The organism is Micromonospora sp. IBHARD003, from assembly GCF_056106285.1.
Window position 1 is genome coordinate 7,874,540 of record NZ_JBWBBX010000001.1, and the last position, 12,649, is coordinate 7,887,188.

The 12,649-nt window shown below is 71.0% G+C and carries 9 protein-coding genes; 6 read left to right on the forward strand and 3 right to left on the reverse strand.

Annotated features, from left to right (window positions below):
- Positions 1-81 precede the first annotated feature (81 nt).
- Entirely contained in the window at positions 82-1,650 is a 1,569-nt protein-coding gene (locus ACTWOL_RS34280; protein ID WP_474300782.1) for an ATP-dependent DNA ligase, read from the forward strand.
- A gap of 262 nt (positions 1,651-1,912) precedes the next feature.
- On the opposite strand, the gene ACTWOL_RS34285 is transcribed toward ACTWOL_RS34280, so the two are convergent.
- Both ACTWOL_RS34285 and ACTWOL_RS34290 read right to left on the reverse strand, forming a co-directional pair.
- Complete coding sequence (locus ACTWOL_RS34285) at positions 1,913-2,743, reverse strand: SDR family NAD(P)-dependent oxidoreductase (RefSeq protein ID WP_474300783.1); 831 nt, start codon at positions 2,741-2,743, stop codon at positions 1,913-1,915.
- Between the two features lie 79 nt (positions 2,744-2,822).
- Positions 2,823-3,830 (reverse strand): lytic polysaccharide monooxygenase auxiliary activity family 9 protein, encoded by a 1,008-nt coding sequence (locus tag ACTWOL_RS34290; RefSeq protein ID WP_474300784.1) that lies wholly within the window; start codon positions 3,828-3,830, stop codon positions 2,823-2,825.
- 425 nt (positions 3,831-4,255) lie between these two features.
- Between ACTWOL_RS34290 and ACTWOL_RS34295 the strand changes: the two genes are divergently transcribed.
- Positions 4,256-6,085, forward strand: a complete 1,830-nt coding sequence (locus ACTWOL_RS34295; protein ID WP_474300785.1) for a VanW family protein — start codon at positions 4,256-4,258, stop codon at positions 6,083-6,085.
- Between the two features lie 96 nt (positions 6,086-6,181).
- Here ACTWOL_RS34295 and ACTWOL_RS34300 read toward each other — a convergent pair whose 3' ends face one another.
- Complete coding sequence (locus ACTWOL_RS34300; protein ID WP_474300786.1) at positions 6,182-6,883, reverse strand: TetR/AcrR family transcriptional regulator; 702 nt, start codon at positions 6,881-6,883, stop codon at positions 6,182-6,184.
- A gap of 130 nt (positions 6,884-7,013) precedes the next feature.
- Here ACTWOL_RS34300 and ACTWOL_RS34305 point away from each other — a divergent pair, with 130 nt between their 5' ends.
- The 4 genes from ACTWOL_RS34305 (at position 7,014) to ACTWOL_RS34320 (ending at position 12,599) form a co-directional block, all read left to right on the forward strand.
- Positions 7,014-8,258 (forward strand): saccharopine dehydrogenase family protein, encoded by a 1,245-nt coding sequence (locus ACTWOL_RS34305; protein WP_474300788.1) that lies wholly within the window; start codon positions 7,014-7,016, stop codon positions 8,256-8,258.
- A gap of 166 nt (positions 8,259-8,424) precedes the next feature.
- Complete coding sequence (locus ACTWOL_RS34310) at positions 8,425-9,087, forward strand: transposase (protein WP_474300789.1); 663 nt, start codon at positions 8,425-8,427, stop codon at positions 9,085-9,087.
- Between the two features lie 238 nt (positions 9,088-9,325).
- On the forward strand, positions 9,326-10,645 hold the full coding sequence (locus tag ACTWOL_RS34315; protein ID WP_474300790.1) for an IS110 family RNA-guided transposase: 1,320 nt from the start codon (positions 9,326-9,328) through the stop codon (positions 10,643-10,645).
- 301 nt (positions 10,646-10,946) lie between these two features.
- Positions 10,947-12,599, forward strand: a complete 1,653-nt coding sequence (locus ACTWOL_RS34320) for an FAD-binding oxidoreductase (RefSeq protein WP_474300791.1) — start codon at positions 10,947-10,949, stop codon at positions 12,597-12,599.
- Positions 12,600-12,649 lie beyond the last annotated feature (50 nt).

A 12,649-nucleotide genomic window follows, 5' to 3' on the forward strand; every position in this document is an offset into this window, starting at 1 on the left:
CGGGGGTGTCCGCTCGCCTCGCGTGGTGTCCGCGGTGCGCCATGGCGTGCGGAGGAGAAGCCGAGCAGGCACGATGGCGGCATGCTGCTGGCCCGTCTTGCGGAGGTATCGCGGCAGATCGCCGCCGAACCGTCCCGTACAGGCAAGATCGCGGCGCTTGCGTCGCTGTTCGCGGATGCCCGGCCCCAGGAAGCCGCGCTGGTCATCTCCTATCTCGCGGGCAGGCTGCCGCAGGGACGTCTGGGCGTCGGTTGGAGCGTGCTCAAGGACCGGGTGCAGCCGGCCGGCGAGCCGAGTCTGACCGTCACCGAGACCGATGCCGTCTTCTCCGCGCTCGCCCAGGTCTCGGGAGCCGGTGCGCAGGCTGGGCGCAAGCGCCTCGTAGGGGAGCTGATGGGTGCCGCGACCGCTCCCGAGCAGGAGTTCCTGCTCCGGCTGCTGACGGGTGAGGTGCGCCAGGGTGCTCTGGACGCGGTCGCGCTGGAAGGCGTCGCGAAGGCGGCGGGGGCACCGGCGGCCGATGTGCGGCGCGCGGTCATGCTCGACGGCTCGCTCGCCCGTGTCGCCGAGGCCCTGCTGGCCCGGGGGCCGGACGTGCTCGCGTCCTTCCGGCTGCACGTCGGCCGTCCGGTCCAGCCGATGCTCGCGCACACCGCCTCGTCGGTCGCCGAGGCCGTGCGGGCTGTCGGCGCCTGCGGCGTCGAGGAGAAGCTGGACGGCGTTCGCATCCAGGTCCATCGCCTTGGCGGCGATGTGCGGATCTACACCCGCTCTCTCGACGACATCACCGGACGCCTGCCCGACGTCATCGACACCGTGCGCGCACTGCCGGGGGACCGTTTCGTTCTGGACGGCGAGGTGATCGCCCTCGATCCCACGGGAAGACCTCTGCCGTTCCAGGACATCGCCTCACGCGTCGGCTCCCGTATGGACGTGGTGGCGGCGACTGCCGCCGTGCCGCTCTCGCCCGTGTTCTTCGACCTCCTCGCCGACCAGGAGAGCGGTCAGGGCGACGCAGGCGATCTGCTCGATCTGCCCGGCTGTGAACGCCATGCGGCCCTCGCCCGCCTGGTTCCCGAACCGATGCGGGTACGGCGCTTCGTCGTGGACGATCCCGGGTCTGAGGCGCAACTGCGAGAGGCCGAGACCTTTCTGGCGCAGACGCTGGACCGTGGCCATGAGGGCGTCATGATCAAGGCCCTCGATGCCCCCTATGTCGCCGGCCGGCGCGGCCGCTCATGGCTGAAGGTGAAGCCCGTCCACACCCTCGACCTGGTCGTCCTGGCCGTCGAGTGGGGCCATGGCCGGCGTACCGGCCTGCTGTCGAATCTCCATCTCGGCGCCCGTGCCGCCGACGGTTCCTTCGTCATGCTCGGCAAGACCTTCAAGGGTCTGACGGATGCGATGCTGCGCTGGCAGACCGACCGGCTCAGTGAACTGGCGGTCTCCGACGACGGGTTCACCGTCCGGGTACGGCCCGAACTGGTCGTCGAGATCGCTTACGACGGTCTCCAGCGCTCCACGCGCTACCCGGCGGGGGTCGCGCTGCGGTTCGCGCGCGTCGTCCGTCACCGCCCCGACAAGCGCCCGGCGGACGCGGACACCATCGAGCACGTGCTGGCCTCGGCACCGGTGGGCGGAACGCCGTGACCGGGTGGGCCCCGGCCGGTCGGGGGAGTCCGGCCGGGGCGGTCTGGGACGGGTCCTTCCGGGCGATCCGCCAGGTTCGCCCGTACCCGCATCTAGATGAATTGTAAACTATGCCCGATCGCCATGGATTCCCCCGACGCCCCGGTCATACATCGGGTGCGCGGCGGTGGTCGGCTGCAGCAGCACGAGTCCGAGCGAGCGGTTGTACGCGATCACTCCGCCCGTCGGCGTCTGGCCGGCCGGATCAGGTGACGAGCGGGGTTCAACCGCCGTGGCCGGTACGGGGTTCGCGGGGTTCGATGCGGTGGCGGAAGGCAAGCGTCCCCGGGTCCAGAGCCGTCACGCCGCCGTCGATCGTGAGGACCGCCCCATTGACGAAAGAGGCGGCGGGGGACAGCAGCCAGGAGACCGCCTCGGCGACTTCGCTCGGTTCGCCGGGCCTGCCCGCGGGGACGAGCCGCGTCGCCGCCTCGTACGCGGCCTGCGCGCCGCCTTCGCCCAGACCGGCCTCTTCGGCGAAGCGCACCATGCGACCGTCTGCCATGTCGGTGCGTACCCAGCTGGGGCAGACGGTGTTGGCGCGCACCCCCTGACGGCCGTAGTCCACGGCGACGGAACGGCACAGCTGGAGCAGTGCGGCCTTGGACGTCGCGTAGACCGCGTTGGCCTGGCCGTTGCGCAGCGCCGAGACGGAAGCCACCGCGACCACGGAGCCGCGCGATGCCAGCAGATGGGGAAGCGCGGCGCGCAGCAGCAGGAAGGGACCGGTGACATTGGTTCGCATGACGGTGTCCCAGTCCTCGTCCGACAGATCCCCGACGGCACCCGGGCGTGCGACGCCCGCGTTGAGCACGAGTCCGTCCAGCCGGCCGTATGCGGCCAGAGCCGCCTCGACCAGACCCCGGACCGCGTCGCGGTCCGTCGTGTCGGCCGGATGGGCCAGTGCCCCCGTCTCCCGCGCCACCGCCGTCAGCGGCTCGGCCCGCCGCCCGCTGACCACCACGCGATGTCCCTGGGCGCACAGCAGCCGTGCGGTCGCCGCCCCGATGCCCGTTCCTCCGCCGGTGACGATGAAAACTCCCTGGTCCGCCACGAGAATTGACCCTCCGCAGTGATCGACTACATCTGCTGCGAGCCTATGTACCCGGGTCCCTCCGGCGCACCGGGAGCCGTCAGCGGGCGCGCCTCCTGTGGCGCAGATATCCGCCGCCCGCCAGGGCCACGGCAGCCACGGCCGCCGCGGCGGCACCCAACGTCGCGGGGAGCCCCCAGGAGTGCGCACCTGCGGACGAGGCAGTGGCCACGGTCTGCTGCGGCGATGCGGAGGGGGCGGTCCCCGCCGGGCGGCCGTCGGTGTGGTCACCGAAGCCGCCGGGGTGTGCCGAGGGAGTGCTCCCCTCGCCCGCGTGGCCGCCGGCCGCAGCGTTCCCGCTGCCCGAGGCGGCGCCACCACCCGTGTCACCCGCTCCACTCGCCTTGCCCTTGCCCTCCGATGTGTCTCCGGCGCCGGAGCCCCGATCGTGCGTGGCGCCCGCCCCGGCTCCCGTCAGCACGATGTCCGAGCAGGAGTAGTACGTGTCGGGGGTGTCCGTGTTCTGCCAGATCGTGTAGAGCAGATGGCGGCCCTTGTGGCTGTGGGGCATCGTCCCCTGGATCCGGTAGGAACCGTTGCGGAGTACCGGGTCGGTGACCGAGGCGATCGGCTTGCTCTCCAGGTCGTCCCACGAGAGCGAAGTGCCGGGGTCGTAGCCGTCCTTGGTCACGTACACCCGGAACGTGCCCCGGTGGGGAATCGTCGACGCATAGGTGAGGGTGAACGGCGCTCCGGCCTTGAACGTGGTGGCGGGCCAGTCGTCGCGTGCGACGTCCAGGCCCTTGTACCGGTCTATGCCCGCGCTGCACAGCTTCCCGTCGGGGATCATCTGGCGGTCGCGGCCCGCCACACCGGCCACGCGCAGGTTGTCCCAGTGCTGGAAGGCCGTTTCCCCGCCGACGCGGACGGCCGCGGCACACGCGGCCGACCCCGAGTGACCGCCCCGGGGGGCGCACGCCACGGCGCGGCTGACCGGATCGGTCGGAGCGCCGTGTGCCCCGGCCGGTACGGCGGAGACCGCGAGGAGCATCACGGAAGTGCTGCTGATGAGCGCGGCCGCGGCCGGACTGGTGCGATGAACGGACATGCTCGGACAGACCTCCCGTGGCCGGCGTCGGCAGCCGTACCTGCCGTGTCCATGAGTACGTCCCGTGTGCCGGGCAGCGTTCAGCCCGGACCCCTGCCGGGTGACGGGGCACCGAACTCCACTCGCCGTGAGGCGGCCGACCCGTCGAGTCCCACGGCCGCGATCCAAGGTCATCAGCCCATGATCCGGGCGCGTCGGCCACCGTCCGTGACCGGCTCCCCGTTCTTGTCGCGCAAGGGCCGGAAAGCCCGCCGGTGCCGTGGAGAACGCGTGATCAGGGGCGCTTTCGCCATCATCGTGAGGTCAATCACAAAATGATCAGGTTTCGTCCGTTTTGGTGAAAGATAGGTGACTCGAATGTGTAATTTTGGGCCGTTCCAGTGGCCCCGAGAGGCCCTCCGGTCGGTGGGCGCCCAGGGAGAGAAATGGGACTGGCACCGCGTGCGGTCGGCAAGTGGCGGATCGCTCTGCCTGTCGCGGGAGGGGTCGCCGTGTTCGCGCTGGGCGGCCTCTACACCGCCGGAGTGGCGGCGGCCGACGACATCGCCGACGGCACCCGGGTGCGGGGCGTCGACATCGGCGGGATGAGCCGGACCGACGCCGAGCGCCTGCTCGAGCGCAAGCTGGGCCCCGGCTACGCGGAGCCGGTCGCGATGAGGATCGGCGACCGCACCGAAAAGGCCGACCCCGCCGCGCTCGGCCTCTCTCTCGACGCCGCCGCGACCGTCGACCGAGCCGTGGATGCGGCATCCGATCCGGCCGGCGTCATCGGCAAGCTCTTCGCGTCCTCCGGCCGCAGCGTCGAGCCGGTGGTCCACGTGGACCGGCAGAAGGTGCGCGCGGCTGTGGACCGCATCGGCCGCAGCGCCGAGCGACCGGTTCGTGACGGGGCCATATCGTTCGAGAACGGCGCCGCGCGAGCCGTCGCCCCCGTCACCGGCGTCACGCTGGTCACGGACCAGGCACTGAACACCCTCCAGGCCGCCTATCTGCGGGCGGGCGCGCCCGACGAGGTCGTCCTTCCGGTCAAGCGCACGCAGCCGCGCATCGGCCAGGCCGAGACCGACCGCGCCATGAGGGAGTTCGCCCGCCCGGCGATGTCCGCGCCCGTCACGCTGACTCTCGCCGACCGGCGCATCACCGTCGATCCCGTCACGCTGGGCAGGCACCTGGCGATGAAGCCCGACGCCCGGGGCCGCTTCGTCCCGGCTCTCGACGCGCACGGCCTGCTCATCGACCCGGCCCTCTCCCGGCCGCTGAAGCAAGCCACCCAGGGGCCCAGTGACGCGACGTTCCGTCTCGATGCCCACGGCCGTGTCGTCGTGGCGCAGGAGGCCCGCGCGGGCCGGCCGGTCACCGAGAAGGCGCTCGGCGACGCGGTCCTGCCGCTGCTGACCCGCACCGGCGCGGCACGCACCGGCGAGATCGCCGCACCGACCGTAGCGCCGCGGCTCACCGGCGCGCAGGCACGGCAGCTCGGCATCACGGAGAAGGTCTCCTCGTTCACCGTCCACTTCCCGGCCGCCCCGTACCGCATCACCAACATCGCCCGGGCCGTCGGGCTCATCAACGGCTCGCTCGTGCTGCCCGGGCACGAGTGGAGCTTCAACCGGACCGTCGGCGAGCGGACCAAGGAGAACGGCTTCGTCGACGGGATCATGATCAACAACGGTCAGTATGTGAAGTCACCCGGCGGCGGCGTCTCCGCGGTCGCCACGACCATGTACAACGCCATGTTCTTCGCCGGCGTCAAGCCCCTGGAGCACGGCGCCCACTCGTTCTACATCGAGCGCTATCCCGAGGGCCGCGAGGCCACGGTGGCCTGGGGCACCCTCGATCTGCGCTGGGCCAACGACTCGGGCCACGCCCTGTACGTCCAGGCCACCTCCACGGACACCTCGGTCACCATCACCTTCCTCGGGAGCAAGAAGTACGACGAGATACGCGCGACCCGCGGCCCGCGCACCAACATCACGCCCCCCGGCACCCGTACCGGAAGTGCTCCCACCTGCGAGGTCCAGACCCCCCTCGAGGGATTCGACGTCGCCGTCGGCCGGGTCTTCGTCCAGGGCGGCCGCGAGGTGAAGCGGGAAGACTACGCAACCCACTACACGCCTCGTGACAAGGTCACCTGCACCCCCGAGAAGCCGGGCACACCGCCGGCCGGTGGCGAGAAGCCGGTCACGCCGCCCGCCGGGGACCAGCCCGACCCGGCGCACACGCCGGCGGCGGTCGGCAGCACCCGTTCCGAGTAACACAAGCCGCGGTCGGGCAGGGCCCGTTCCGAGTGCGATCAACCCCGGCCGGCAGCGCTCCACCCGGCCGGAAGCAGACACGACACCCTGCCCCCGTCAGGACACCGCGAGCTGCGCCGCCGCGCTGTCGATGAGCATGTCGAGCGCTCCGGGATAGGCGCTGACGTTCATCTCCGCGACCAGGTAGGGGGCCGCGGGAGCGATATGCGGATTCGTGCTCGCGGGCAGCCGGGCGTAGGTGGCCCGCCACACGGCCTCGTCCGCCCGGCGGGCCGCATCGGGCAGGGCGAGAGCGGCCGCGTCGAGCGCCGCGAAGGCCAGCGTCTGGTCGATGAAGCAGTGATAGATGCGGACCGCCGTCGACGTGCCGAAGCCCGCTCGGTGCAGCACACCCAGAATGATCTCGTCCGACGCGATCTCATGGGCCCGTCCCGAGACCCGGCTGGCCGTGAGCACCGCCGCCTGCGGATGCGCCATATACGCGGCATGGATGCGCAGGCCGAGCGACCGCAGATCCGCCTGCCAGTCGTCCGACGGCGCCCAACCGCGCAGTGCGCGCCCGATCAGCTCGTCACCGACGGCCAGGGTCAGTTCGTCCATACCGCGGAAGTACCGGTAGAGGGTGCTGGGGTCCGCGCCCAGTGCCATCCCCAGCCGGCGCGCGGTGAGACCCGCGCTGCCGTGCTCACGCAGCATCCGCAGTGCCGTTTCCACGATCAGCTGCTCGGAGAGCACCACACCGCCCTTGGTGGGGCGCCGGCGACGGCGCAGATGCTCCGGTACCACCTTCTTGGGCATCGACCCCGACTCTCCTCACTCTCGGTGATGCTTATGCCAACGCCATTGACCGTATCAGCGGCCCCTGCGTTTCATCCAGGCACGGGGCGACGCCTCGGGCAGACTTCGGGCTGAGGGAAAGGACCTGGCTATGCGCGTTTTGCTGATCGGTGCCGGTGGGGTGGGGACGGCCTTCACCCGGATCGCCGCCCGTCGAGGATTCTTCGAGCGGATGGTCGTTGCCGACTACGACGAGTCACGAGCGGCGGCGGCGGTGGAGACCCTCGCCACGGCGGGGGAGGGCGCGTCCTCCCAGCCGGACGACCGCTTCACCGCCGCCCGTATCGACGCGTCGGACGAGGCCGCCGTCACCGAACTCCTCCAGCGCGAGCGCTGTGACGTTCTGGTCAATGCCACCGACCCCCGGTTCGTCATGCCCCTGTACCGTGCCGCTCTTGCCGCGGGCGCCCACTACCTGGACATGGCGATGTCCCTGTCACGGCCCCACCCGGAGCGCCCGTACGAGGAGTGCGGTGTCAAGCTCGGTGACGAGCAGTTCGCCCTGGCGGACGAGTGGGAGAAGTCGGGGCGCCTGGCCCTCGTGGGCATGGGAGTCGAGCCGGGCCTCTCCGACGTCTTCGCCCGCTACGCGGCCGACGAACTCTTCGACACCATCGAGGAGATCGGCGTCCGCGACGGTGCGAACCTCACCGTCGACGGATATGACTTCGCGCCCTCATTCAACATCTGGACCACGATCGAGGAGTGCCTCAACCCGCCGGTGATCTACGAGAAGGACCGCGGCTGGTTCACCACCCCGCCGTTCACCGAGCCGGAGGTCTTCGAGTTCCCCGAGGGCATCGGACCGGTCGAGTGCGTCAACGTCGAGCACGAGGAGGTCCTGCTGATCCCCCGCTGGGTCGACGCGGACCGGGTCACCTTCAAGTACGGACTCGGCGAGGACTTCATCAACACCCTGAAGGTCCTGCACCAGGTGGGACTCGACCGTACGGAGCCGGTGACGGTGCCGGGCCCCGACGGTCCCGTGCAGGTCTCCCCCCGCGACGTCGTCGCGGCGGGACTGCCCGACCCGGCCAAGCTCGGCGACCGCATGCACGGAAAGACCTGTGCGGGCACCTGGGCCAAGGGAACCAAGGACGGCCGGCCGCGCGAGGTCTACCTGTACCACGTCGTCGACAACGAGTGGTCGATGAAGGAGTACGGCTCCCAGGCGGTGGTCTGGCAGACCGCTGTCAACCCCGTCGTCGCCCTGGAACTCGTCGCGAACGGATCGTGGACGGGCAAGGGCGTGCTCGGGCCCGAGGCCTTCGCGCCGCGTCCCTTCCTCGACCTCCTCACCGAGTACGGCTCTCCCTGGGGGATGCGCGAGGACTGACAGTGATGATGGCTGTGGCTCCGCTCGGCGGTCTGACCCCAGGACTGACTGGCGCTTCGGCTGTCCTTGGTTCGATTTGTCGGCCGTCCGGGCGGGGCCACAGCGCGCGTGGCCGGTCGGGCATCTGTGACTTCATAGGAGCCCGGCCAAAGGTCCCATCACTGTCTTGTCCGTTTCGGCGGTCAAGGCCCGCACCCAGACCATCAACCAGATCCGCAACCTCATCGTGACGGCACCCGCGTCGGTCCGGGAGAAACTCCGGAGCCTGGCCGCCAGCGAGCTGATCGACACCCTGGCGCGGTCCCGCCCGGCCGGTGACCTAGCCGACCCGGAGCACGCGGCCAGGGTCACACTGCGGCGGCTCGCCCGCCGTCACCAGCGGCTCAGTGAAGAGATCGCTGAAGCCGATGCCGACTTGGGCCCGCTGGTCAACCGGGCCGCCCCCAGACTGATCGCCCTGCCCGGCGTCGGACCCGAGACGGCGGGCCAGTTGCTGACCACGGCGGGCGACAACCCTGACCGACTGCGCTCGGAGGCGTCCTTCGCGCACTTGTGCGCGGCCGCTCCGATCCCGGCGTCATCGGGCCGGACACACCGGCACCGGCTTAACCGGGGAGGCGACCGGCAGGCCAACCGGGCCCTGCACACCATCGTGCTGGTCCGCATGCGCCACGACCAGCGCACCCGTGAGTACGTCGCCCGACGCACCGCCGAAGGCATGACCAAGAAGGACATCGTCCGCTGCCTGAAGCGGTTCGTTGCCCGCGAGATCTACCGACACCTGCCCCACCCCCAAATCACCGCAGAACGCCTAACTCAAGCCGCTTGACGATCTATAGGAGTCGACCGTTCACCTGCGGTGACGCCCCGCAGGCGTGAAAATCGGTACAGGGGCTGCCCGCCGACGCCGCTTGATGTTTGGGCTGTGAGCCCGCATAGGAGTCTGGTGAGGGAGCCGTCAGAGGGGGCCGCACACTGTCGCCTTGAGCACGCCGATCAGCTTCTCCGTTACCCCCTTTGGCTCCCCGGGCAGCCCCTGCCCGGACCATCGCATCAGGGGGTATGTCATGGAGGAGTTGGGAGTAGACCACGATGATGGGACGGTCGCCAGGGTCGCGGCGATCGACATCGCGAAGGCGTCCGGAATGGTCTGCCTGCGCGTCCCGCACGACACCATCGAGGGCCGACGTGTTCAGAAGGTCTGGACGGTCGCCTCGACCACGAACACGATCCTCGAACTCGGCGACCGGCTGCTGTGTCAGGGCGTCGAGCGGGTGGTCATGGAGGCGACAGGCTCGTACTGGCGCCCGTTCTTCTATCTGCTGGAGGCCCGCGGCCTGGACTGCTGGCTCGTCAACGCCCGCGACGTGAAGAACGTCCCCGGGCGCCCGAAGACGGACAAGCTGGATGCGGTCTGGCTGGCCAAGCTCGCCGAACGCGGCATGGTCCGCGCCTCGTTCGTCCCGCCGAAGCCGGTGAGGCAGCTGCGGGACTTCACCCGCACCCGCACCGTGTTCGTCCAGGAACGCACCCGCCACAAGCACCGCGTCGACAAGGCCCTGCAGGACGCGCAGATCAAACTGTCCGACGTCGTCTCCGACCTGTTCGGCATGTCCGGACGGGCCATGCTCGACGCGATGGTCGCCGGAGAACGCAACCCACGCACCCTGGCCGGCCTCGCCAAGGGCAACCTGGTCAAGAAGAAGCCCGCCCTCATCGAGGCCCTCACCGGGCAGTTCGAAGACCACCATGCACGGCTGCTGCGGGTACTGCTGTCCACTGTCGACCACCTCACCGCACAGATCGACGAACTCGACCGGCTGATCGCCCGGACGCTGGAGGAGATCACCGCCCCACCAGGCAGCACAGAGGCCAAGGACGGCGGGGTCAGTGCCCGGACTCTGGCCGAGAAGCTGGACGCCGTCCCCGGGATCGGGCCGACCACCGCGCAGATCATCCTCGCCGAGATCGGCGCGGACATGAGCCGCTTCCCCACTCCCGAACACCTCGTCTCCTGGGCCAAGCTGTGCCCCCGCACCATCCAGTCCGGAGCGAAGAACACCACGGGGCCAGCTGGGAAGGGCAACCCCTGGCTCAAGGGCGCCCTCGGCGAGGCCGCCAACGCCGCCGCCCGCACCGACACCTTCCTCGGCGCCCGCTACCGGCGCATCGTCAAACGCCGCGGCCATGCCAAGGCTCTGGTAGCCGTCGCCCGTTCGATACTCGTCATCGCCTGGCACCTGATCAACGACCCCGACGCCTCCTACCAAGAACTCGGTGCCGACTGGCACCGCCGCCACCTCGACCCCGCCCGCAAGACCCGCGACCTCGTCCGCCAGCTCCAGGCCCTCGGCCACCAAGTCGCGCTCAGCCCGGCATCAGCCTGACCGCCCCGACACCGTCATCCGGTCCGCAAGCGGCCCGGATACTGCCGCCTGCCCTCCCGCACATCGATTTTCCGATCAGCTTCGAAGACCCTGCCCGGGGCCGTTGAGCGTGCGGCCCCGGGCAGGTATCCGGGGGGACGGAGCGGTCAGCCGTCCATGAGCCGCAGGGCCGGCGGCGCCTCGTCCTCGCGCACCCGTGCCGGCCGCCGCCGTCGAACCGCCGTACCTCCCCGTTCTCTTCACACCACGTACCCGCCGGCGCGGGAACCGCCGCCGCCTCCCCCGTCATCCTCCCCACAGAATGCCGAGCGAGGACGAGGGACGGGCGATGGGCAGGACGTCGGGGCGGGAATCCGGAACGGCAGCGGCGGCGCAGGGAGCGGGAGGCGGACTCACCCGCCGTGTGCTGCTGGGCGCGGGCGCCGCGGCGGGGGTGGGGGTGGCCGCGGCTTCCTGGACGGCGGGTGCCTCCACCACGCGGACGGCCTCCACCACGCGGACGGCCGCCGCCGCGCCACGTCCTCCGCGCGCCGGTGACTGGGCGGCCCTGGCACGTGGGCTGGACGGCACGCTCATCAGGCCCGGCGCCCGCGACTACGACAGCGCGCGCCGGCTCTTCAACCCCCGGTTCGACGGCGTCAAGCCCGCCGGAATCGCCTACTGCGCACGACCCGAGGACGTACGCGCCTGCCTCGCGTTCGCCCGCCGCCACCAGGTGCCCGTGGCGGTACGCAGCGGCGGCCACTCCTATACGGGATGGTCATCCGGTCCGGGCCTCGTCGTCGACGTGCAGAAGATGGCCGCCGTCTCGCTCTCGGGCAGCACCGCGACCGTCGGCGCGGGCGCCAAACTCATCGACGTCTACGGCCGGTTGACCGCCAAGGGGCGGACCATCCCCGCCGGATCCTGCCCCACCGTGGGAGTCTCCGGACTGGCACTCGGCGGCGGCATAGGCGTGGTCAGCCGTGCCTACGGCCTGACGAGCGACAGCATCACCGGCGCCCGGATCGTCACCGCGGACGGCCGGATCCGCGACGTGGACGCCCGGCACGATCCCGATCTCTTCTGGGCCCTGCGCGGCGGCGGCAACGCCCAGTTCGGTGTCGTCACCGAACTGCGGATGCGCACCCATGCGGCACCCCAGTGCACCACCTTCTTCCTCAGCTGGCCGTGGTCCCGGGCCCAGGCGGTGGTACGGGAATGGCAGCGCTGGGCGCCCACGGCACCCGACGAGACCTGGGCCAACCTGCATCTGTCCGCACCGGCCGGCGGACGGCCGGGATCGGTCCGGGTCGGCGGGCTGACTCTGGGCAGCCGGGGAGACATCGAGAACCGCCTCGACCGCTTCGCCGATGCCGTCGGCGCGCCCGCGGCGTCCGTGTTCGTGCGGACCCGCCCGTTCATGGACGCGATGAAGGTGATGGGTGGAGTCTCGGGCTTCAGCATCGCCCAGGCCCATCAGCAGGGCACCCTGCCGGGCCGGAACCCCCAGGGCCGTGTCGCGCGCGAATCGTATGCGGCGCGCTCGGACTTCTACACCCGGCGCATCCCCGGCGACGGCATCAAGGCCCTGCTCACCCGGGTGGAGCGGCTCTCCGCCCTCAGCGGGGGCGGCGTGGGCAGCATCGCCCTGGACGCCCTTGGCGGTGCGGTGGGGAGGGTCCGGGCAGCGGACACGGCGTACGTCCACCGGGACGCACTCTTCCTGGCCCAGTACATCGTCTCCTGGCCCGACCGTGCCTCCGCGACCACCGTGGCCCGGCACCAGGCCTGGCTCGACGCCACCCATGCGGCGATGCGGCCCTGGGCCAGCGGCCAGGCGTACCAGAACTACACCGACCCCAAACTCCAGGACTGGCGGCGGGCGTACTACGGGGCGAACGCCGACCGGCTGGCACGGGTGAAGGCCGCTTACGACCCCGGGCGTCTCTTCCGCCACCCGCACGCCTTCTGACCCGCCCCGTCCCAGGCCGCCGGCCTGCCGCGGACCCCGGGGCAGGCCGG

Bases quoted from the DNA above. Each gene is read 5' to 3' on its own strand.
- ACTWOL_RS34295 (WP_474300785.1), top strand. From the start codon at position 4,256: ATGGGACTGGCACCGCGTGCGGTCGGCAAGTGGCGGATCGCTCTGCCT.
- ACTWOL_RS34300 (WP_474300786.1), bottom strand. From the start codon at position 6,883: ATGCCCAAGAAGGTGGTACCGGAGCATCTGCGCCGTCGCCGGCGCCCC.
- ACTWOL_RS34280 (WP_474300782.1), top strand. From the start codon at position 82: ATGCTGCTGGCCCGTCTTGCGGAGGTATCGCGGCAGATCGCCGCCGAA.
- ACTWOL_RS34315 (WP_474300790.1), top strand. From the start codon at position 9,326: ATGGAGGAGTTGGGAGTAGACCACGATGATGGGACGGTCGCCAGGGTC.
- ACTWOL_RS34320 (WP_474300791.1), top strand. From the start codon at position 10,947: ATGCCGAGCGAGGACGAGGGACGGGCGATGGGCAGGACGTCGGGGCGG.
- ACTWOL_RS34290 (WP_474300784.1), bottom strand. From the start codon at position 3,830: ATGTCCGTTCATCGCACCAGTCCGGCCGCGGCCGCGCTCATCAGCAGC.
- ACTWOL_RS34305 (WP_474300788.1), top strand. From the start codon at position 7,014: ATGCGCGTTTTGCTGATCGGTGCCGGTGGGGTGGGGACGGCCTTCACC.